The sequence below is a fragment of the Methanosarcina sp. WWM596 genome, assembly GCF_000969965.1.
GTDB lineage: Archaea > Halobacteriota > Methanosarcinia > Methanosarcinales > Methanosarcinaceae > Methanosarcina.
Genome location: NZ_CP009503.1, coordinates 3,133,408 through 3,154,736, shown reverse-complemented (window position 1 = coordinate 3,154,736; position 21,329 = coordinate 3,133,408). Strand labels below are relative to the sequence as shown.

At 41.7% G+C, this 21,329-nt stretch carries 21 protein-coding genes and 2 pseudogenes; 21 read left to right on the top strand and 2 right to left on the bottom strand.

The window, feature by feature from the left end; all coding sequences use genetic code 11:
• Nucleotides 1-225: 225 nt before the first annotated feature.
• The 5 genes from MSWHS_RS13935 (at nt 226) to MSWHS_RS13920 (ending at nt 3,530) form a co-directional block, all read left to right on the top strand.
• The gene (locus MSWHS_RS13935) at nt 226-480 is read left to right on the top strand and encodes a hypothetical protein (protein WP_048129220.1); all 255 of its coding nucleotides are present in this window, start codon (nt 226-228) and stop codon (nt 478-480) included.
• Nucleotides 481-804: 324 nt separating this feature from the next.
• Entirely contained in the window at nt 805-1,629 is an 825-nt protein-coding gene (locus MSWHS_RS13930; protein WP_231585449.1) for a transglutaminase family protein, read from the top strand.
• Between the two features lie 338 nt (nt 1,630-1,967).
• On the top strand, nt 1,968-2,393 hold the full coding sequence (locus MSWHS_RS13925; RefSeq protein WP_048159210.1) for a DUF2892 domain-containing protein: 426 nt from the start codon (nt 1,968-1,970) through the stop codon (nt 2,391-2,393).
• Between the two features lie 454 nt (nt 2,394-2,847).
• Complete coding sequence (locus tag MSWHS_RS22060) at nt 2,848-2,982, top strand: hypothetical protein (protein WP_255353689.1); 135 nt, start codon at nt 2,848-2,850, stop codon at nt 2,980-2,982.
• A gap of 56 nt (nt 2,983-3,038) precedes the next feature.
• The gene (locus MSWHS_RS13920) at nt 3,039-3,530 is read left to right on the top strand and encodes a hypothetical protein (protein WP_048159208.1); all 492 of its coding nucleotides are present in this window, start codon (nt 3,039-3,041) and stop codon (nt 3,528-3,530) included.
• A gap of 339 nt (nt 3,531-3,869) precedes the next feature.
• On the opposite strand, the gene tnpB is transcribed toward MSWHS_RS13920, so the two are convergent.
• Nucleotides 3,870-4,982, bottom strand: a complete 1,113-nt coding sequence (gene tnpB / locus MSWHS_RS13915) for an IS200/IS605 family element RNA-guided endonuclease TnpB (RefSeq protein WP_048159206.1) — start codon at nt 4,980-4,982, stop codon at nt 3,870-3,872.
• Nucleotides 4,983-5,067: 85 nt separating this feature from the next.
• Between tnpB and tnpA the strand changes: the two are divergent.
• From tnpA to MSWHS_RS13855, 12 genes and pseudogenes are all read left to right on the top strand, one after another.
• Nucleotides 5,068-5,434 (top strand): annotated as a pseudogene (gene tnpA / locus MSWHS_RS13910) (IS200/IS605 family transposase).
• Nucleotides 5,435-5,690: 256 nt separating this feature from the next.
• Complete coding sequence (gene cfbA / locus MSWHS_RS13905; RefSeq protein WP_048129230.1) at nt 5,691-6,083, top strand: sirohydrochlorin nickelochelatase; 393 nt, start codon at nt 5,691-5,693, stop codon at nt 6,081-6,083.
• 28 nt (nt 6,084-6,111) lie between these two features.
• Nucleotides 6,112-7,590: a coenzyme F430 synthase gene (cfbE, locus tag MSWHS_RS13900; RefSeq protein WP_048159649.1), complete on the top strand. Its 1,479-nt coding sequence runs from the start codon at nt 6,112-6,114 to the stop codon at nt 7,588-7,590.
• A gap of 260 nt (nt 7,591-7,850) precedes the next feature.
• Complete coding sequence (cfbD, locus tag MSWHS_RS13895) at nt 7,851-8,963, top strand: Ni-sirohydrochlorin a,c-diamide reductive cyclase catalytic subunit (protein ID WP_048129232.1); 1,113 nt, start codon at nt 7,851-7,853, stop codon at nt 8,961-8,963.
• Between the two features lie 104 nt (nt 8,964-9,067).
• A complete protein-coding gene (cfbC, locus tag MSWHS_RS13890; protein ID WP_048129234.1) occupies nt 9,068-9,865 on the top strand; it encodes a Ni-sirohydrochlorin a,c-diamide reductive cyclase ATP-dependent reductase subunit in 798 nt (265 codons plus the stop codon).
• A 107-nt stretch (nt 9,866-9,972) separates the two neighbouring features.
• A complete protein-coding gene (gene cfbB / locus MSWHS_RS13885; RefSeq protein ID WP_048159204.1) occupies nt 9,973-11,463 on the top strand; it encodes a Ni-sirohydrochlorin a,c-diamide synthase in 1,491 nt (496 codons plus the stop codon).
• 176 nt (nt 11,464-11,639) lie between these two features.
• Nucleotides 11,640-12,692: a tRNA-intron lyase gene (endA, locus tag MSWHS_RS13880; protein WP_048129238.1), complete on the top strand. Its 1,053-nt coding sequence runs from the start codon at nt 11,640-11,642 to the stop codon at nt 12,690-12,692.
• A gap of 241 nt (nt 12,693-12,933) precedes the next feature.
• Nucleotides 12,934-13,329 (top strand): DUF2209 domain-containing protein, encoded by a 396-nt coding sequence (locus MSWHS_RS13875; RefSeq protein ID WP_048159203.1) that lies wholly within the window; start codon nt 12,934-12,936, stop codon nt 13,327-13,329.
• A complete protein-coding gene (hflX, locus tag MSWHS_RS13870) occupies nt 13,326-14,612 on the top strand; it encodes a GTPase HflX (protein WP_082088152.1) in 1,287 nt (428 codons plus the stop codon). The genes MSWHS_RS13875 and hflX overlap by 4 nt, the downstream gene beginning before the upstream one ends.
• A gap of 480 nt (nt 14,613-15,092) precedes the next feature.
• Nucleotides 15,093-15,767 carry a PHP domain-containing protein gene (locus MSWHS_RS13865; RefSeq protein WP_048130563.1) on the top strand — a complete coding sequence of 225 codons (675 nt, stop codon included), beginning with the start codon at nt 15,093-15,095 and terminating at the stop codon, nt 15,765-15,767.
• Between the two features lie 109 nt (nt 15,768-15,876).
• Nucleotides 15,877-16,383, top strand: a complete 507-nt coding sequence (locus MSWHS_RS13860) for an SRPBCC domain-containing protein (protein WP_052722732.1) — start codon at nt 15,877-15,879, stop codon at nt 16,381-16,383.
• A 246-nt stretch (nt 16,384-16,629) separates the two neighbouring features.
• Nucleotides 16,630-16,914: a non-histone chromosomal MC1 family protein gene (locus tag MSWHS_RS13855; protein WP_048129241.1), complete on the top strand. Its 285-nt coding sequence runs from the start codon at nt 16,630-16,632 to the stop codon at nt 16,912-16,914.
• A gap of 180 nt (nt 16,915-17,094) precedes the next feature.
• On the opposite strand, the pseudogene MSWHS_RS13850 reads toward MSWHS_RS13855, so the two are convergent.
• Nucleotides 17,095-17,875, bottom strand: a pseudogene (locus tag MSWHS_RS13850) (IS110 family transposase); the annotation flags it as partial.
• Between the two features lie 779 nt (nt 17,876-18,654).
• On the opposite strand from MSWHS_RS13850, the gene MSWHS_RS21730 reads away from it, so the two are divergent.
• From MSWHS_RS21730 to MSWHS_RS13830, 4 genes are all read left to right on the top strand, one after another.
• Nucleotides 18,655-19,083 (top strand): hypothetical protein, encoded by a 429-nt coding sequence (locus tag MSWHS_RS21730; protein ID WP_231585448.1) that lies wholly within the window; start codon nt 18,655-18,657, stop codon nt 19,081-19,083.
• Nucleotides 19,084-19,601: 518 nt separating this feature from the next.
• Nucleotides 19,602-19,841 carry a hypothetical protein gene (locus MSWHS_RS18590; protein WP_052722731.1) on the top strand — a complete coding sequence of 80 codons (240 nt, stop codon included), beginning with the start codon at nt 19,602-19,604 and terminating at the stop codon, nt 19,839-19,841.
• Nucleotides 19,842-19,874: 33 nt separating this feature from the next.
• On the top strand, nt 19,875-20,030 hold the full coding sequence (locus MSWHS_RS20605; protein WP_156148184.1) for a hypothetical protein: 156 nt from the start codon (nt 19,875-19,877) through the stop codon (nt 20,028-20,030).
• Between the two features lie 63 nt (nt 20,031-20,093).
• Nucleotides 20,094-21,266: a transposase gene (locus MSWHS_RS13830; RefSeq protein ID WP_052722730.1), complete on the top strand. Its 1,173-nt coding sequence runs from the start codon at nt 20,094-20,096 to the stop codon at nt 21,264-21,266.
• Nucleotides 21,267-21,329: the final 63 nt, after the last annotated feature.

Genomic DNA, 21,329 nt, shown 5'->3' with positions numbered 1-21,329 from the left:
TTAATTAATTTTTTGTTATGCCTGCATAATATCAATAGCTATAACTCGATATTGATGATTTCTTATAAACTCCGGTTTAAGGCTTTGAAGGGGAAAAAGCCGAATTATATCAGTGATAAAAAGTTATAGACAAAAACATATAAAAATAATTAAATCTGAGTGAGTGTAGTTTATTTTTTTAAGCATCTGGCGACTAAATAACCATTTTTTAATGGGGGAATAATAATGTCTGTGAAAATTGAATGGAAAATCTTTACAGCTGAAACACAGAGTGATGGGACATGGAAGTCGAACAGCCCCAACCTTGCAGAACTGCTCAACATCATAGCCAGTCCTCTCAAGATTAAGGGTCCCACTCCGGATATCGAATACTCGATGGCTCAGCTGGCAATTAAGGGGCTGCCATACTTTAAAATAACCGAGGTTACTTCAGAAAATGCAATCCCCTTAGAGATTGAAACAGGGCAGATCCATGCTTGAAGAGAACACAATGTAACATATAATATATATGGACAATGCAATATTAACTACGTAGGAGAGTCCATATATGGGGATCTTGTCCATTATCTTACGCAAGAAATGTAAATATTCTTCATCGTGCCCCCAATTCCAGCCTAAAGGAAAATATTGTGAAGGGCTTGACTATCCCAAATGCGGGATATATTTAAAAAGAGAAAGAGAGAAGTAAACACTATATAAAACCCAGAGGTCAAGGTTATATATAAATTTACTTTATTATATTTAGAGAAGTTTATTAAGCTGTAATACTTATACAGTACCTCTGGATCTGATTTTGTGGTCTATGTGAAGGTTTCAAAATTTATATTTCTTATTTTTCTTGTCTCACTGACAGCCGGCTGTATGGATACTGGCAGCCTTAAGGAGAACATTGTCACTGATGAGGTGAATAAACTCCTGCCTGAAGGAGCTGTCCAGGAAAATGAGTTCAAAGCCGAAGAGACTGATCTTACCGGAGTTGGCGAAAGAGTTGAAAGTATTACCCCCCGGGGGATACCTGAGGTGCCCACTTATCCCAAAGAAAAGTCAGGTGCTGTTTATCCAAAAGAATACAGATTGCTGTCTCAGAACTTCCAGAGAGCTATAGGATCAGGAGAGGAAAGGGTCGGAGAAGAGGTCTTCAATATCACGGGAAAGACTTCAGGATACAATATGGAAGATGCCTGTGCAGTTTTTAATTACGTAAACAGGAATTGGCAGTACAGGTATGACAAAAACGCCGAGTTTTTCTTCGGGGCTTCCCAGACTATCGACAGTGGATATGTAGGGGACTGTGATGATTACTCAATTGTTATGTCTGCCCTTTTGAAAAATATGGGATTCAATACAAGGGTAGTTACGGCATACAACGAGTCTTATGGGCACGCTTATCCCGAACTCTACATAGGGAATGACAGGGATACGGCGTACAGGATACTGGATTATATTTCAGAAAAATACCCCTCTGCCAGGAATATCTGGTACTCGGAAAGATTCCTTGGAGAGGGGCAGGCAAAGCAATACTGGCTCAACTTCGACTGGAGCGGGTCAAACGGATACAGACATCCCGGAGGCGAATACTTCCGTGGGGCGTGTATTATATACTACCCAAACGGCCTGATCGAGTTCTAAAGCAGGAGTCAACTACCCCTGAGCTAAAACTCAGGGGCTTCCTGCTGAAGGTTTAAAAAAATAATCGGAGAATCAACCCCGCAAATAAGAGAGATTAAACAGTGAAAAACTGCTCCCAGGGTCAAAAGAATATTTTCCCCAACCAGGGAAACCGACTTTTAATTCTCAGTTACATATTTCTGCTGTTTTGAGCTATTATTTTCTCCAGATAAACTAAGTATCGAATAAATTTTTATGATTAACTTTATATGATCGTACCTCTACCCTCTTTTAATTACAGGCAGTTCCTATCAGGGTTAAAACCTGAAGATTTGTTTATTAAAAGGGGGAATTTTACATTGATAACTGATTTTGGTGAATTCGTAAGGGGAGACAGGGTAAGAGCCAGAACCTCTCCCGAAATTAACGAGGCAATCGACCGCGAAATTGCAGCAACAGTCCGATTCTATGCGAGCAAGACCCATTACGAGATTTCAAAAAGAATCGGAGAGCTCGATAATGAATGGGATATAGGACGTTTTATTGAATTTCGTGCGGGGGTAGTTTCTATGATTGGAGTGATGCTTGGTTTAAAAAAGAGCAAGAAATGGTTTATCCTGCCCTTAATAGCTGCAACCTTCCTGCTTCAATATGCTATACTGGGCTGGTGCCCTCCGGTACCTGTGCTCAGAAGATTTGGTATCCGTACGAAACAGGAGATTAACGTGGAAAAATATGCCCTGAAAGCTCTGCGTGGAGACTTTGACAGAGTTGCTTCTCAGTAAAGTGAAATCAAAGTTGCGCTGGCGCACCCCGCTGCAAGCAACGGGGTATGTTCGCGCCACCGCCCCAAATTCCGTAAAAGGAAACAATAACCCTAATACGGTTTAGTTCGAGCAGAAGTCAATAAACGAAAGATGGAATTGATAAATCATATTATCATTAACGGTTACCGGGGAAGTTTTTCATCCCCGCAGCAAGCTAGCGGGGTATTCGACTGAAAATAAAAATGTCTAACATTTGCCTGAATTGAGTTTGTTTTTTGAAGAACCTTTCTTGATTTTCTTGATTTTCTTGATTTTCTTGATTTTCTTGATTTTCTTGATTTTCTTGATTTTCTTGATTTTCTTGATTTTCTTGATTTTCTTGATTTTCTTGATTTTAGAGCTTATCCTGAAAGTACCCTAGTTCGGCAGTTATTTCACGGGTTACATCTTCGGCTTCTTATACAACAAAAAATTGTACAAATTTACGACCTTTTCAGGGGCAAAGGGCACAGGGGAAAACGCCGACCTGGAATTTGTGGGCGATATCACAGAACTGATTAAAGGCTTGAAAAATAAAGAACATATTCAGCCGCTCCTGACTGGTTAATTTTAGTTGAAAAGAAGTAAATATCATGAGTATCAATTATATTTGGGGGTAATACTATGCGTATAATCGATAGTTTTGAGCACATGGAAAAACTTTCGTATGAATGCAAAAAATTTAAAGATGTCGATGAGTTACTGAGTGAATATGACTATGACTTAAAGGACTGGTATGATAGCGACCGGATTCGCCTTGACATCTACATGTGGATGCTGCAACTTTTACGGGCAAGTTCATGTGTGCGCCCGATTGCTGTTTATGTCGCACTACTCGAAAACGGCTACAAAAGTAGCAGTGAACCACGGCTAACGCGCGAGGTGTGCATACTGACGATTGCGAAGTTGCAGCTGGAGAGTCTGTTGACGTGTGAACTTGAAGAAGAAGGAATCGTCACAGATTATACAAAATTTGAGCCAGTTAGAGGTGACCGATTTGACTATTTTTCATCACGGATATTTGAAATATCAAGAAATCGTATGATTTTTAACCATGGTGACGCTCGGATCTCAATCGATGATATAGATAGAGAATTATTCAAAATAATATCCTAAAGCTCAGACGCTTTAGGGATATGTCCAGGGATGCTTAATATCCCTTCAACCGCTTTTCAATTTATCGTCTCGGATATACATCATTAATATCCTCAAAATCACTGAGTTTGAGAATATATGATTTTATTTTTGGCTCTCGACTAGCCCAGGAAAATACGTACTTCCACAATCTATTTTTTCGTATACATTGCTCATGTTTTTCCCATTACTGTTTGAACTATACTTGAAACTAGCCTGGTTTGTGAACTACCACTCAGCTAAAGACTGAGTGGCTTCTTGGTTCATTCCTCCCTCTATTGAGGGCAAGTCCCCAAGCTCATCCCCGTAGTCCCTACGGTGTCATAATCCAATTAGATTCTGATCTATGAGAGCGAATTTTTTGATATTGATAGCGGCATTAATGTCTCTATCGTGTTTGGTTTTACAGTCTGGACAAATCCATTCTCTGTCTTTTAGCTGAAGCTCTTTATTGTGGTATCCACACACACTACATAGCTTAGAAGAGGGTCCAAATTGTCCTATTCTCAGGACGGTTTTTCCAAACCATTGAGCCTTATATTCCAACTTTGTTACAAAACTACTCCACGCAGAATCACTTATAGCCTGTGCTAAGTGATGATTCTTAACCATGCCTTTAACATTTAGAGTTTCCAGAGCTACAGCTTGGTTTTCGCTAACAAGTCTAAAAGAGAGTTTGTTCTGGAAGTCATTTCTCTGATTTGTTATTTTGTCATGCAGTACAGCAAGTCTTCGTTTAGCTTTTGCCCTGTTCTTAGAGCCTTTCTGTTTCCTTGAGACTCTTTTCTGTAATACTTTGAGCCTTTTAAGAGAGTTTTTCAAGTACTTTGGATTCTCAACCTTTTCTCCTGTTGAAAGGACAGCAAAGTCTTTGATACCTACATCAATTCCTACTGTTGTTGATTCTGTGAAAGCTTCCTTTACTGGAAGTTCTTTTCCATCTTCAACAAGGATACTGATGTAGTAATGTCCTTTACATGTCCTTGATACCGTAGCCGTTTTAGGCTCTCCTTCAAACTTCCTGTGAAGAACTGCTTTAATTGGTTCTATTTTAGGAAGCTTGATAGTATTATTTTCAAAGTTTACAGTGTAGTGTTGAGGTACAGGGAAAGACTGTATCGGATTCTTTTTTGATTTGAACTTTGGAAACCCTGTTTTCTCTCTAAAGAATCTAGTGAAAGCGGATTCAACCTGCTTAGTCATCCCCTGTAATGATTGAGAGTTAACTTCTCCTAACCACTCATTAGAAGCCTTTAGAGTAGGAATTAATTTGTTTAAGTCAAATCTGGAAATTGATTCCCCTGTCTGCTCATAAGTTTTAATTTTCTGGTCAAGTGCCCAATTATAGACAAATCTACAGCTACCTATATGCTGATTCAATTGAATAGCTTGTGTAGTTGTAGGATAGAGTCTAAATTTGAACGCTTGCATCATACAAAGGCAGTATATGCTTTAACAATATATATACTTTTTGGTAAATACGAAGTATGAAACACGGAATCATAGCAAATTTTTGTTAATGTATCATGTTATTTTTGTTTGCAAATACCGAAAAGTCATACTTGAACCAATTAGCGAAGAACTCAAACAGATTATGATTGACATTTCAAAAGAGTCTAACTTTGAAATCCTTGAAATGGAAACTGACAAAGACCATATTCATTTCTTGATCAAGAGTGAACCGAAAGTTAGCGTTTTGTCAATTGTCAGAAAATTGAAACAAGAAGAAACAAGAATATACTAACAGGTTATGGAAAACTCAAAAAGAATATCTGAAAAAGTATTATTGGGGTGAGAATACGTTATGGAGTGATGGTTATTTTGCGTCTACTATCGGAAATGTGAGTAAAGAGGCGGCAGAATATTACATACGGAATCAGGGTTGAAGTTGACGCTTATATCCCCTGAGCTAAAGACTCAGGGGTTTTACGCTTCTTCATATAAAGCAGCGAAACAGTGGTGGCTGACTTTATTAAGTAATTAAGACATATCCCCTTTAGAAACGAAGGACTTTTATCATATAAATCCTAACTATGTTAATCTCTTTGATGTTACAAATTCAAAGAATTGTGTTAAACACAATTTGAATGGACATAATCCGAATAACCGCTTTAAGCTTAAACTTAAAATGAGGTTTCAAAAATGACAGAGAAACTCGGAATCCTGGCCATCGGCCACGGGAGCAAGCTTCCTTACAACAAGGAAGTAGTCAGCCAGATCGCAGATTACATCGCCCAGAAGTACTCTGATGTTGTTGTTAGAGCCGGCTTTATGGAAAACAGTGAGCCAACCCTGGAAGAAGCAATTGCAAGCTTTGCAGGTACAGGAGTAACAAAGATATCAGCAGTACCTGTTTTCCTGGCTTCAGGCGTCCATATCACAAAGGATATTCCTAAAATCCTGAATCTTGATGAAAACGGCATCGGAACCCTGGAAATTGATGGGAAAGCAGTTCCCCTCTGCTACGCAAAACCCCTCGGAGCCGACTCCCTGATAGCTGACCTTGTCTTTAAAAGGGTTCAGGAATCCCTATAAATTTGAATATTCGGGTCCGGTTTTTATTATGGACCTTTTCCGGAAGAAGCTCGCCGTGCTCGACCTGACCCACGGCGGCATTCCAATCGCAAAAAAACTCGCAGCTCTGGGAAATGATGTGTCAGGAGTAGACGTTTACGGGACCGTAGACCAGGCGCTGCTCGGGGAGCTTGAGGATAAGTACGGCATACGCTGTTCAAAATCTCCTCTCCCTGTATCCAAATTAGATCTCCTTATAGCGCCTGTGCATCTGGACCCTGCCTATCCCATGCTTTCCCAAGCCAGGTCAGAAGGAAAAATAGTTCTCTCACACCACGAAGCCACAGGGAAAATCCTGCAGGACGACCCTGAGCTTTCGGGTATAAGAATAGTTGAGATAACAGGCGTAAAAGCAAAGACAAGCACTGCATCCCTGCTTGCCGACATGCTCTCCCGCAGATTTGAAGTCGTGCTCCATACCTCGCGCGGGCTTGAAGCCTGGAAAGATGGTGTCCCTTTTCTTATTTACAGGGGCCTGAGCATCACTCCCGGAAGTATCCTGACAGCCATTGAAAAAAGTCTTGAGGCCGGAATCAAGCCAGAATTATTTATCTTTGAAATCTCGATAGGAGGTACGGGTGCCGCAGACCTCGGAATCCTGACAACCCTTTCCCCTGATTACGGGATTGCAAACAATACTTCCCTTGCAAGTGATGCAAAGCTCCAGCTCATCCTGAAAGCAAAATCCGGAAGCACCCTTCTTCTCAACGCCGGGGCAGAAAAAGCTCTTGTGGCTGCAAAAGGAAGCCGGGCAAAGATTCTCACCTTTAAGGACCCGTTTTATGCAGAGTCCCAGGTAAAGACGTCTGAAGTTCCCGATTTTGTTCTGGAAACTGAAGCCGGGACTGCGAAATCCTCAGCTATTCCAGAATCGTCAACCCCCAAAGAACAGGCGATCACTCCCGAAGCTTCAGGCTCTGCCCTGCATTTTCTTCACAGAGGGGAAGAACTTTTTACAGCTTCCCTGCGCCCTGGATATAACAGTTTGGCATACAGGACAGCCTTTGTTGCAGCTTCTGCAGCCGCTCTCGAACTTGGGGTTGAGCGAAAAGCTGTTGTTTCCGTACTTGAAGAATTCAGGGGGCTTTCAGGCAGGATGCAGGAAAAAGAGCTTAATGGGACTTCCCTGGTTGACAATTCCAACTCCGGAATGGACATCCTTTCTGCAGAAAAAGCCCTTGAGTACGCTCTCCTGAAGAAAAAGGATGAAAAAAAGAGAAGTATAATCCTTGTCCTCGGAGAAGAAGCCTCTCAGGTCTGTGAGGGACTGTCTCCGGTCTCAGTGCAGGAATTTGTAGAAAAGTTCGGTATTAAGTGCAGGCATATCATACTCGTCGGAGAGCGGATGAAGGCAGTAGCTGCTAAAAATGTCTCTTATGCAGGCAACCTTCCGGAAGGGCTCTTGAAAGCTTCGGAACTTGCAGGCACGGAAGATATTATCCTCTCCTCAGTAAAATGTTTCCGTTGAGCGATGTTCTTCCGGTGATTTCTCATGCATATTGTTCCCTCATGTACATATTGTTCCCTCATGTAAGTTGTTCCTTTATGATACAATTTTATACAGGGTCTTCTAATCTGTATTCGTTTCCATTACTTGATTAACTTTCAACTGATCATGCTTCCGGATACCTTCTTCCCGTTCTGGTGGGGTTCACAGTCCTGCAGGATTCCGGAATCTCCCGGGTGAAACCCTTATTAATATTCATAGAATCAGAAAGAGGATTTGTCATGACTCAAAAAGAGATTTCAATTATTCACCCCCGACCGAGCTCAATCGTTGCGGCTCTTTATACCCTAAGGGACTTAAACGTCGATGTTGCAATTCTGCACGGACCCCCTGGCTGTTCATTCAAACATGCGAGACTGCTTGAAGAAGACGGGATCCATGTAGTCACTACAGGGCTTGACGAGAACGGCTTTGTTTTCGGGGGGCATGACCGGCTTGTACAGCTAATCAATAAGTCCATCGAACTCTTCAACCCGAAAATTCTGGGCGTTGTCGGCACATGTGCCAGCATGATCATAGGGGAAGAAATGCACGAAGCCGTACTTGAGGCAAACCCGGATATCCCTGTTATTGAAGTCGAAGTGCACGCAGGTTATCACAACAACACAAAAGGCGTGATCTTTGCCCTTGAATCTGCCCTCGATGCCGGGATAATTGACCGTAAAGAATTCGAGCGCCAGGAGTACCTCCTCTTGAAAGCCACAGAGGTTGAAAAGAGGTTCGGGGCTGCAAGTAGGGAATACCTTGCCCCCTCCAGGGGAGACCTCAAATATAAGGTTGCAAGGCGGCTTATTGAACTCCTCAAGGAAGGAAAGAAAGGGCTCATCATAATGAACGCCAAAAAAGAAACCGGCTACATGTTTGCAGACATCACCCTTGCAGTCAATGAGGTTGCAGCTGCGCTCGGGAAAAAGGAAAACCTGGTCAATATGGCAAATATCGACCCGGAACTCGGGCTTCCGCGAGTCAGGCAGCATGCCAAATACATTATGCGGGACTTCATAGCTCATGGGGTTGAGATTCATGAAATCCTCGGCGGTATGGATGAGTACCCGATTACAGGGGAAAAGGTCAGCGAACTAATAAAGACAAAATACAATGATTACGATTTTGCAGTTATCACAGGCGTTCCTCATGCAATCCCAATGGAGAACCTCCAGCACATGGAACTGATCTCGGTTACGAATGGTCCGAGGCAGGTCCTGCCCTTAAAAGAGATGGGGCATGAGCATGTTATGGTTGAGATCGACCTCCACCCAAAGACCCTTGGAGTCAGCGAAATAGTGGAATCCGAATTCGGAGCCACATTAAGGGAAGTTGCAAAGGAAGCCTGAACTGAAAAGAATCAGGATAAAAGTCAGGATAAAAGTCAGGATAAAAGTCAGGATAAAAATCAGGATAAAAATCAGGATAAGTCAAGTAACGGGAGGAAGATCCTTTGAAAAAACAAAAGATCATTGCAATTTACGGAAAAGGCGGCATAGGTAAGTCGAGCACAGCCTCAAACGTTGCAGCTGCCTGTGCGAAAGCAGGGAAGAAAGTCATGATCATAGGCTGCGACCCAAAAAGCGATTCGTCCATAACCCTTCTCAGAGGCAGGAGAATCCCAACCATACTCGATCTCATCCGTGAAGGTGTGGATGTAAAAGAAAAAGATGTGGTTTTTGAAGGATATGCAGGCGTCAAATGTATAGAAGCCGGAGGGCCCGAGCCCGGCATAGGCTGCGCAGGACGCGGGATCATAGTTGCAATTAAAAAACTGAAAAGCATTTCAGAAGACCTCCTTAAAGAACAGGACCTTATAATCTACGATGTTCCGGGAGACATCGTCTGCGGCGGGTTTGTTGCCCCTATCCGGAAAGGCTATGTAAATGAGGCATACGTTCTGACCTCTGGAGAATATATGCCCCTCTATGCAGCAAACAACATCTGCAAAGGGCTTTCCAAAATCAGTATGCCACTTAGCGGGATTATCTGCAATTCAAGAAACGCGAGCCGGGAAGAAGAAATCGTCAGGAAATTTTCAGAGGAAATCGGCAGTCAGCTTATGGCTTTTATCCCCAAAAGGCAGATAGTCCAGGACTGCGAAAGAGACGGCTACTCTGTTATGGAGAAAGCTCCTGATTCCGACATTGCGGAAATCTACCGCCAGCTTGGAAAAGCAATTCTGACCAACGAAAAGAAAGTTATGGCAGCCCACCTGAGCGATGAGCGGTTAAGGGAAATGACAAAGTGAACTACCCATAAATCTTTAGATTTAACGGGTTTCCTATAACTCGAAAAAACTTACCTGTGCCGCATATACGTTCAATGGATAAACCGACCTCAGAGGGTATTGAAAGCATGTCCTACAGCAAAAGATCAGGAACAGAGGCAGGGAGCATTCCCAGAGTCCTTATTTCTGCAGACCGTTCCTCTTCAGGCAAGACCACAATTTCCATGGGCCTTATGGCTGCCCTTGTTTCAAGAGGGTATAAAGTCCAGCCCTTCAAGGTAGCTCTTGACTATATCGACCCCAGTTATCATACCGAAATCACAGGGAGGTTCTGCCGGAACCTTGATGGATACCTGATGGACGAAGCCGGGATTCTTGACGTCTACTCTCATGCCTGTGAAACCGAAGGTGGGGCTGACATTGCAATTATCGAAGGCGTTAGGGGGCTTTACGAGGGCTTTGAAGGTCTCAGTGACCTCGGAAGTACCGCCCAGATCGCAAAAATCCTCAAATGCCCTGTGGTTTTCGTAATCAATGCCCGCAGCATTACCCGTTCCGCTGCAGCCCTTATAAGTGGCTATAAGAATTTCGATCCTGACGTGGAAATTGCAGGCGTTATTCTGAATAACATCGGAGGCCTTCGCCATGCCGAAAAGGCAAAAGAGGCAATAGAGTACTATACTGGTGTGCCGGTTATAGGGATCATCCCAAGAGACCCCGCCATGCAGATATCCATGCGCCACCTAGGGCTCATGCCTGCGCTTGAAGGCAGGCGGAGGCTTGGAGACGGAGGGTTTGAGGACAGGCTTCGGGGCATTGAAGAGATTATCACTAAAGGAATTGATGTTGACCACTTCCTGAAAATCGCAGGGAGCGCAAAACCTCTGAAAAGTTCCGAAAATAGCATTTTTTTCCCTGCTGCCGGTGTAGGATCTCCCCGGCCAAAAATAGGTATTGCCCTTGACGAAGCTTTCAACTTTTACTACCATGATAATCTCAACCTGCTGGAACTTGCCGGAGCGGAAATTGTTTACTTTAGCCCGGTAAAAGATTCTCGGCTTCCTGAGGTTGACGGGCTCTATATAGGAGGCGGCTACCCTGAACTTTTTGCAGCCGAACTCGAAGCCAACGAGCCCATGCGGAAAAGCATCAAAGAAGCTTCAGCTGCAGGTATGCCCATATACGCCGAATGCGGGGGGCTCATGTACCTCACAGAAAAAATCAGTACCGGAGTCCCGGGAAAAGGCACATACCACGACGCTTCAATGCCTGAGTCCACCTATTTAATGGTGGGTGCACTTCCCGGCCACACAATAATGGGGCAGACAAGGGTTGTCAGTTACAATATCGGGACTCTTGGCAGGGACTGCCTTATCGGAAAAGAAGGCAACAGCTTCAAAGGGCATGAGTTCCACCACTCCGAAATTCGGGAAATCCCCGAAGATGCGGAATTTGCAATAACTCTCTCAAGAGGCACCGGGATAAAAGGAGACCAGGACGGGCTTATTGTTGAAAACACCCTTGGTTCTTACGCCCACCTGCACGGAGCCGCATACAGGGAACTTGCAGGTTCTCTTGTCGAAGCTGCCCGTAAATTTAGGGATTCCAGGACCTCCTGATAAAAATAAAACTTTGTAGGGTTGCTTGCCTGCCTCTGCAGGTCGAAAAAACAATATTATAGAAAGCCAGATTATTACACACCAGTTGCAAACTGGATTATGCAAGCATCCAGAATCTTACAAAATAGATTCTTATAAAACTTATTTTCATTCTATTTTCTTTTCAGGTGAAACTATTGAAAACACAACTTAAAGGAGACCGGGTCCTTGCCGGAAAGGAAGCGGTTGCCGAACTTTACAAAACAGGTTATTTCGGACGTCCCAGGGATAACGGGCTTGAACTCTCCCTTGTAGAAGCCGCATACCTTCAGTTTAGAGGAAAACTCGAGATTGAGCTGGAAGGAAAACTGCTTGATTTCAGGACTTTTTTCGAGCAGGCTTCTCTGAGACAGCCTAATTTCGAGCTGAAGTATATCGTATATAAAGACCTCAAAGAGCGGGGGTATTACGTCCAACCTTCAGCCGTGGACTTCAGGGTGTACCCGAGAGGCAGCCATCCTGGAAAAAGCGCAGCAAAAATCTTTGTCCATGTCCTGTCTGAAAGGCAGCTTCTTTCTGTAAAGCTCTTGCAGGATTCGGTCATCTCGGCAGAAAACGTGCACAAGCAGTTTATCCTGGCTGTAGTGGATGAAGAAAGTGACCTTACCTTCTACGAAATTAAAACCGCTGCCCCTGAGGGGGAGATGCCTGAACCCTCCCCTGCAGTCAAAACTGATGCAACTTTCCTCGAAGACAGGGTAATAGCCTGGGACGCTGAGGCTTCCGGAGCTCTTTATGCAAGAGGGTTCTACGGGAAAATGCTTGACCCGGAAAGGCTGCAGCTCTCTCTTGTTGAGTCTCTTTATCTTTTTTCGCGAGGGATCATAGTAGTCAGGGACAGGAAAGGAAAGGTTTTTTCATTCGAAGAGTTTGTTGAGAAAGCTTCGGAAATCGAAGGTTCTTTTCTGCGGAAATACAGCGCATATAAAGCTCTGCGAGACTCAGGGCATGTGGTCAAGACAGGTTTTAAGTTCGGGACCCATTTCAGGGTCTACAGGAAAGTCGAGTCCATAGAAAAAATTCCCCATTCCGAGTACCTTGTAAACGTAATCCCTGCAGATTACGAGTTCAGGCTTCCGGTTATGTCCGGGGCTGTCCGGCTTGCAAACAGTGTGCGCAAACGAATGCTCTTTGCAGTCGAAAAAGGAGAGGAAGTCGAGTACCTGGATATTGGCAGAGTAAAAATGTAATTCCATAATGTGATTTTATAATATGATTTTATAATGTGATTACAGATTCTGTTTTTATAGAAACGATACTATCTCATGTTTCGATAGAAACGATACTATAATTCTCCGAGAGGTTTGAGTAAGTATAATTTGTCTGAGCAGATTATTGGCCTGGAAGATTATTGACCTGAGTAAATATATTCATCGTTCTCTTGAAGGTTCATAAAACCAGGTTTTATCCAGGCAGGAAGGTGAAACATAAATGTGGGACATTATTGCAGTGGACATTTCGGGCAGGCATAGGATCAAGGACGGCTACTACATGGTCTGTGCAGCTGCAGCCCTTACTGTTTCTGCTGACCACATAGAGAAAGTTAAGCAGGTGAAGATCCTTCCATTCTGGCTTAAAAGAGCACCCGATTTGCTTGACATCGTGCAGTTGATTGAGGATACGGCTAACCAGCTTTCCTTTAAGGGAACAATTGTAGCGGAAAAAGGGGATATGTATAACCAGCCTCTGTGGGTGCCTGAAAGTATGTTTTCAAGGGCATTTAAGTACCAGGAGTCCATAGCTGAGAGAAGAGCTATCGAACTTGCTCACCATATCTCTTTGAGTGCTCGAAATTTACTTATTAAAGAACTTGATATTGAGGCGTGAAAATTCCAGCAGAACAAAATATAGAAAGCGAAAACAGGGTAATTCTCGTAAAAAGAACCAATCCACGAGCTGACCCTGAACGCGGCGAATATCTCTTTGAGGAACTCAGGGAGCTTACAAAGACTGCAGGCTATGTCCCGGCCGGGGAGCTTACTCAGACAAGGTTTCCGGACTCCAGGTACCAGCTGGGGAGAGGAAAAATAGAGGAGCTTGCCGAACTTGTGAGAATAAAGAAGGCTGAAAAGGTCATCTTTTATAACAAGCTCTCTACAATTCAGCTTTTCAATATCTCGGAAATCTGCGGGTGTCAGGTCATAGACAAATTCCAGCTTATACTTGAGATCTTTGCAAAAAGAGCTACCACTCGCAGGTCCAAGCTGCAGGTTGAACTTGCGAGGCTGAGGTATGAGGTCCCAAGGGCGAAAGCTATTGTTTCTCTTCTGAAAAAGGAGGAAAAGGCAGGTTTCATGGGACTTGGGGACTATGAGGACGCTTATGAACTGGACCTGAAAAAAAGGATAACAAGGATTGAAAATGAACTTAAGTCTGCAGAAAAAGACGATGAGTCCCTGCGGGCGTTTAGGCATAGGAAAGGCTTTTCCCTGGTCTGCCTTGCAGGTTATACCAATGCCGGAAAAAGCACTCTCTTCAATGCCATTGTTGATGAAAGCGTTGAAGCACAGAATCTGCTCTTTACAACCCTTGTGCCGACTACCCGGGCCCTTGACCTGGGCGGCAGAAAAGCTCTTTTGACAGATACTGTAGGTTTCATAGAGGATCTCCCACACTGGCTGGTTGACGCCTTCAAATCCACCCTCGATGAGATATTTCTTTCTGATCTTATCCTGCTGGTAGTCGATGTAAGCGAAAAACCTGAGATAATCCTTCAAAAACTTTCCACCTCTCATGATACTCTCTGGGACCGCATTCAGGGGGTTCCGATGATTACGGTGCTTAACAAGACAGATCTGCTTGAAGCATCCGAACTTGAAGCTGTTATGGAAGAAATAGGCTATATGGCTCCCAATCCTGTGTTCATTTCCGCAAAAGAAAAGGTTGGCATGCAGGAGTTAAAAGCCGAGATAATCAAACATCTTCCTGCCTGGTCTTTTTACTCCTTTTCCCTCCCGAACTCAGAAAAAGGGATGTCAATACTCTCCTGGCTGTACGATGAGGGTATTGTACACAGTGTTGAGTACGGGAAGCGAATTTCAGTGGATTATGAGGCAAGAACAGAAATTCTCAACCGGATTAAATCTCTGGAACAGGATATTGATGAATGACGCTGGATAATGTTTTTTGGCGTCTTCTCAGGAGATCTGGCTGAATAAAAAGTTTTACTAATTATATAAATCAATTAGTATATTATCCATACATTTCCGAATTTTTTTCTGTTCCGAAATTCTTTTATCATAACCTGAATATTGTTCGTATATTTACGAAAGATATTTATATCGGAAAGTTGTTTGTTTGTTTGCGAACGGGCGTCTACTGAAGACACAAACCCCTCCTAATTCCTAAACTACCCCTACACCAGACTTTTGATATACATTTGCCCGTTCGCTATTCCTCCTCCCATTATTCTTCGGTTTGCTTATCCTGATTCAACTCTCTTGATTCTTTTTTCCGAATTCAATTCGCTAAACCCCACTTTTTGTATTATTATTCCTATAATCTTTTTTGTTGATCGGTATAACCCTGGAAAGATTTTCAAAATTCCGGTTCAAAATTTATATAACTCCATCGATCATTTTTATATTAGCATGAAATTCGATCTTCACGTACATTCCGAATATTCAAGAGATAGTGAATCAAGCCATGAGGATATCCTCGAAACTGCCCTTAAAAGGGGACTTGACGGATTTGCTATATGTGACCATGATACGGTTGAAGGCGGACTTGCCTGCGCGAGAAAAGTCCTGGAACTTGGCCTTGAAATCACAGTCATTCCCGGTGTAGAGGTTAGCTCTTCAAAAGGACATATCCTGGTTCTGGGAATCAGGGAGAACATAGACCCTCTGTTAAGTCCGGAAGAAACTATCCGCAGGGCCCGAAAACTTGGCGGCACGGTGATTATCCCCCATCCCTTCAAAAGCAGTTCTCACGGGATAGGGAGTTTTGAAGGGCTTGATATTGATGCGGTTGAGGTCTTCAATTCTCGTTGCCTTTTTAACGAAGCAAACAGAAAAGCCTTAATCGAGGCAAAAAGACTTGGAATACCTGAAGTTGCAGGAAGTGACTCCCATATTCCCGAAATGGTAGGGCAGGCTTATACTGAAATCGATGCATCGGAAAACACCGTGGAAGCAGTGCTAAAAGCAATCAGGGAAGGAAAAGTCGCCCCTGCAGGAAAAAAAACACCCACCCCGATCATCCTGAAACAGATGGCGGGAAGCGCAAAACGAAAACTGAGGAATAAATTCTTCGGAAGGGCTTAAAGGACTTTAAGTAAAATGTCTTTTTGAGCTAACCAAACGTAAAGCCGGAAGTTTCTTTTTTCTACTTTATCTCCTCTGCCCCCGGTCTAAATAAGCAGGGTTAATAAGTTTGCCTCCGATAGACTCAAAAAACAGGAAAAGCAAAAGAGGAGTTGCAACCATCAGGTTCAAAAAAGAAATAAGCACAGAAATTGAGATCTTCGCTTCTGCGGACCGGATCTGGCAGATCCTTATGGATTTTGCAGCCTATCCCAACTGGAATCCCTACATAAATGAAATCAGTGGAGAGGCAAAGGTCGGGAGCAAAATTAAAGTCAATATGAAGCCGGAATGGGAAAGAAAAGGCGTGACCCTTCACCCAAGGATCATTCGCCTGGAGCCAAGAAAAGAGCTTACATGGAAAGGAAGTTTCTTTTTTCCCGGGCTGCTCGACGGGGAGCATAGCCTCATCCTTGAAGAAATTTCAGGTCACAAGGTACGTTTAATCCAGAAAGAGATATTCAATGGAATTGCAATTCCTATTATCAGTACTTCATGGTCTATAGAGAAGGGAACAGTACGTAGCTTTGGGGATATGAACAATGCCCTTAAAAAAAGGGCGGAAAGGGTCAAATAAATTTCTGAAATTCTTAACCTGTAATTTAAGAAAGCCAGCTCATTGAAATTTGTTAATCTAATTTCCGTAAATACAGTTATTGATATTGTTTTTTCTGGGCTGGCCAATTCCAAATAAAGTGTATACACAATTCCTAAATCAGGTCAATTTTACATAAACCAATAACTGTCGACAACATATAAAGAAAAATTATAAATACTTTTAATTTAATAAGTTTCTAATAACATATTTTTGGAGATAATCCCTATGTCTGACACAAGAAATTTTGTATTACGAGATGAAGAAGGCAATGAGCACGGTGTTTTCACAGGAAAACAGCCTCGGCAAGCTGCCCTTAAAGCTGCAAACAGGGGCACCGGAACCAAATCAAAACCAGATATTATCCGACTCAGGGAGCGCGGGACAAAGAAAGTTCATGTTTTCAAAGCATGGAAGCAAAATGTCGAAGCCCCAAAAAACAGGCCTGCCTGGATGCCAGCAAAAATCAGTAAGCCTTTTGTCAAGAAAGAGAAAATAGAAAAAATCGAGTAAAATCTAGTTTTCTTCATATACCTTGAAATTTAAGGTTATTTCTTTGGCATGAAAGTACCTCTGATTTCGCACTCCGGACCCTCATTCAGAATTTCTGATTATGTTGGAAGCAAATATAGCATTTTTGTCCTATTAAATTGAAGCCAGGGTCCGGAATGTAGAAGTGAGGACACTTCGCCTTCACTTAATGTCAGGTTTCTTTTTTTCAACAATTGCGAATATTTCACTAATTATTGAGATACGTTCATCAACTGAAAATATCTCGGTCTCAACAATCTTCCTCCTTTGAACTTCTCCCTTGACATATCCCGTTTCATCTTCGTACATCTCATCATTTGTGATAAGGTGCCATATTATTGTTGCAATTTTCCTTGTGAGGGCAAGAATTGCCTTTGCATGTCCAATTGACTTCTTTTTTCTGTTAAAAAACTCTTTTAACTTGCTATTTTTTGTTCTTGCTGCTGCCTGAGCAATCTGTGTTAGAATCCACCTTGCTACCTTTGATCCTCTCTTAGTAATCCTTCCATTGTGGTATTTATCTGCAGATTGGTACACATTAGGAACCAGTCAAAGCCATGAAGCAAGCTTGTCCCCTGAAGCAAAATCCTTAAAATTGTCTATTTCAGCAATTAGAGTTACCGCACCAAGTTCCCCTATACCTGGAACAGACATTAAAATTTCCATTTCCCGCTTATGAGTTCCATAAGCATAATTGAATATTTCTTTTCCCAAATGTTCAATAGAATCGTCAAAATTCTTTATTAGCTTTAAACATATCTGAAGCCTAATTGCAGCACTCTGGGAGATTTCTCTGTCCAGAAGCTCTCGAATCTGAGCGCTTTTTTTACGAACATTTGGAGAAAGGTTTTGTAGAATCTGGTCAACATTTTTACCTGAACAGATTCCTGATAGTATCTCTCTACCATTTTCCAAAAATGTCTGTTAGCACATCTTTTAGATTAAACATGTCACATTTGAGCCTTCGATGACAATTCAATGGTTAGTTTTTTGACGGCTTCGAAGAGCCAAAGAAAAAACAACCCTCCTGTCCTAAGATAATGATGGAGTTAATATACAAAAAAGGTAAGTGAAAAGGACTTTCATTTATTTGAGCATGTTATTCGAAGAATTTCATGTGCGTTTTTTGAATTGTTCTAACACAATATATTCTTTTATCTTCTGTCAGGCATGTATGTTGATATCACTTTTGCCAATTTTATGGTTTAGTGAAGAAAAGAATATTCAGATTATTTGCTAAAAGTGAGGTCAAATTCCTGACGCCAATTAGGACTCTGAGCCTTCATTATTTCAATGAAAAAGCTGATCATTTGAGTGAATGTTAATCAGACTGATGAATATTCGTCGTCGTAATTAATGTATAGAAGAAGGTTGATAGAGATTTTTGGATGTGAAGTTCAAACGAACTTTCCAGAGTGGATTTGAACTCCACATTGCCCGGAGGCATGAGTTAGTGTTAGCTTTGTGAATATTTAAGGTTTGCTTGATCCTGCCTCCTGGGAAACGAAACAGGAGTGAAAATAATGAAGAAACTGTCGAATAAGTGCAATATTTGCAGCAATACTTCTTGTGAGTATTGCTTTTGTACCGGCTGTAAGTGCAAAAGCTGACATTTCTCAAAACGAAAAGTATGGTGATGCAATAGATATCTCGAACGAAAAATAAATTTCTGAAGAAGACATCAAAAAAGCATTAGAAAACACGAATAAAATATCAGGAAGCATGAATGTATTATCAAAAACTGATAATGAAAAGATAGTATATTTCAAAAAAGATGAGGGGTCAATTGGATACGCTATTTTATGGAAAGATGAAAAGAATTCTAACAGAACATATTTTGCTGTTGTAGATCTGGATGAATTGGTAGCTGAAAAATTCGTATCTGCCACGAGTCTAAATGATAGTGCAGCAGTTGCAGCAGCAATCTCTGCGGCTAAGTCAAGTTTTGCGAATGGAAGTTATGTTGAAACATATGGTGATAACATAACAGGTGGACTGCACATCTACTTCTCTCCAAAAGATGCTGATCTACTTGCAGATGGAAGCTCAGCCATAGCTGGGGCATTAGTTGCTGTATTAGGTCTATATGTATCAGGTGGTATGCTTTCAATAGCATTGGGTACACTAGTCGGTCTAGCAGTGCAAACTTGATACTGGTATGAGCAAAATTCAGATGGCAGTTTAGATGTAAGAATACCTTACGTAAACATAGCTACAATACCACTAACAGGTCACGTTTACATGAAGATTGGTAGTCATTGGTATACGATTTAATTGAGTATCGGCTGATTTTTAATCAGCCATTTTTTATTTGGTGATAATATGGAAAGACAACAGATATTAAGGATTTTAATTCCAGTGTTTACGGTTGTTGTTGTGATCGTACTTAGCGGAGTTGTGGCTAAAAATGTAGTACATGATCATCGGTTAATCGAAATTTCACTTATCGGATCTTTTCTTTTTGGGTTTCTTACCTACTGGACTATTGTTAAGTTGGGAATTAATTAGGGAGGATTTTGTTAAGGAATAGCTGAAGAATAACTTCATGTTTATACTTTTGGAATTACCTTATAATTCCATTTTCCCAAATAATGTATCCTCTTCAAATATGAAGGGCTTTCAATCACAGGAAAAATATAATAGTTTTTCCATTTACCGGTATTCACATTTTGGATATAAAGATGACTCCTGAAGCTCTCACACAATTACTGGCCTCTCTGGATATCAATCCTGACAAGATAGAGGATGAAAAGTATGCCAAAATTATTCGTGTTCTACTTTTAATTATTGATGAACTGAGTAGGGAGATAGAATCCTTCAGGTCAGAGGTCCAAAAGCTTCGAGATGAAATCAGCTTACTCAAAGGTGAACAAACCAAGCCTGAAATTCGTTGCCCTAACAAGAATTAGGACATTTCTTCTGAAAAAGAGAGAAAAGAAAGAATGCCTAACAAGCCCAGGGAATCAAATTCAAGAAAGGATAAAATAGAGATCCATCATACTGAAACTTGCAAAATTGATAAATTTACTTTACCCCCTGATGCATGTTTCAAAGGGTATGATGAAGTGGTTATTAGGGACATTCTAATAATGCCCTGAAATACCAGATTTCAGATAGAGAAGTATTATTCACCTTCAGAGGGCAAGACATACAGGGGAAAATTGCCAGAAGGTATAAACGGTGAATTTGGTCCTGGAATTAGATCTGCTGTAATTGCTCTGCACCATATCTCTAATGTTTCAGAACCCAAAATACATGAATTCTTGGAAAATGTCGGTGTTTGCATATCCAGAGCTACAATTTCTCGGATGCTGACAAAAAATATTGATAACTTCCATGAAGAGAAGGCTGATATTTTTCAGGCAGGTCTCAAATCCACAACTTATCAGCAGATTGATGACACAAGTGCCAGAGTCAATGGGGAAAATTGGTATACCCAGATCCTTTGCAATCCTCATTACACTGCTTATTTTACAGTACTCCATAAGGATCGGGAAACAATTTTAGATATACTCTTGTGTGGAATGGAAAAAAAGTACTGCCTTAACGAAGAAGAATTTGATCTGATGGAAACGTTCAATGTAGCAAAAATATGGCAGCAAAAACTCTCTGATTACAAGAATAAGGTATTCAGTGATGAAGAAATGCATCAAATACTGGCTCTTCTATTATCACCAGATAGAAATAAAAATATTAAGAAAAGAATTCTTGAAGCTTGTGCAATTGCTTCATATCATCAGATGACAAACATACCTGTGGTTACCACCTTTTTAAGTGATGATGCTCCTCAATTCAAGCAGCTTACATACCATCATGCTCTTTGCTGGATTCATAATGGAAGGCATTACAAAAAGTTACATACGACAGTACCTTATTATCAGGAAAAGGTGAAAGCGTTCCTGAATAAGTACTGGGATTATTATGTTAAACTCTGTGAGTTTAGGAAAAACCCAAATTCAGACGTAGCGAAGCAATTGTCTGCTGAGTTTGATCGATTGTTTTCAACCGAAACAAATTATCCTCCACTCGATGATAGAATCAGTAAAACAAAAGAGAAAAAGGAAAGTCTATTAATGGTACTAAATTTTCCAGAAATTCCATTGCATAACAAGGGAGCAGAGTTAGGAGCAAGAGCAAAGGTCAGGAAAAGAGATGTCAGCCTCCAATCCGCGACCGATGAAGGAACAAGAGCAAACAATACATTCATGACGATTGTTCAGACAGCAAGGAAACTGAGCGTGAGTGCATATGATTACATCTTGGATAGAGTAAGCAATAGGTGTGAGATGATATCTCTGGCTCAACTCATCCGAGAAAAAAGTGCACTGAATTGAAACTGAAAAGCTTTCCGCTCAATTTGAAGAGGAGGACCTTTCTACCTTAATTTGATTTTGATA

Bases quoted from the DNA above. Each gene is read 5' to 3' on its own strand.
- MSWHS_RS13935 (WP_048129220.1), top strand. From the start codon at position 226: ATGTCTGTGAAAATTGAATGGAAAATCTTTACAGCTGAAACACAGAGT.
- MSWHS_RS13920 (WP_048159208.1), top strand. From the start codon at position 3,039: ATGCGTATAATCGATAGTTTTGAGCACATGGAAAAACTTTCGTATGAA.
- tnpB (WP_048159206.1), bottom strand. From the start codon at position 4,982: ATGATGCAAGCGTTCAAATTTAGACTCTATCCTACAACTACACAAGCT.
- cfbA (WP_048129230.1), top strand. From the start codon at position 5,691: ATGACAGAGAAACTCGGAATCCTGGCCATCGGCCACGGGAGCAAGCTT.
- cfbE (WP_048159649.1), top strand. From the start codon at position 6,112: ATGGACCTTTTCCGGAAGAAGCTCGCCGTGCTCGACCTGACCCACGGC.
- cfbD (WP_048129232.1), top strand. From the start codon at position 7,851: ATGACTCAAAAAGAGATTTCAATTATTCACCCCCGACCGAGCTCAATC.
- cfbB (WP_048159204.1), top strand. From the start codon at position 9,973: ATGTCCTACAGCAAAAGATCAGGAACAGAGGCAGGGAGCATTCCCAGA.
- MSWHS_RS13875 (WP_048159203.1), top strand. From the start codon at position 12,934: ATGTGGGACATTATTGCAGTGGACATTTCGGGCAGGCATAGGATCAAG.
- MSWHS_RS13865 (WP_048130563.1), top strand. From the start codon at position 15,093: ATGAAATTCGATCTTCACGTACATTCCGAATATTCAAGAGATAGTGAA.
- MSWHS_RS13855 (WP_048129241.1), top strand. From the start codon at position 16,630: ATGTCTGACACAAGAAATTTTGTATTACGAGATGAAGAAGGCAATGAG.
- MSWHS_RS21730 (WP_231585448.1), top strand. From the start codon at position 18,655: ATGAATGTATTATCAAAAACTGATAATGAAAAGATAGTATATTTCAAA.
- MSWHS_RS20605 (WP_156148184.1), top strand. From the start codon at position 19,875: ATGCCTAACAAGCCCAGGGAATCAAATTCAAGAAAGGATAAAATAGAG.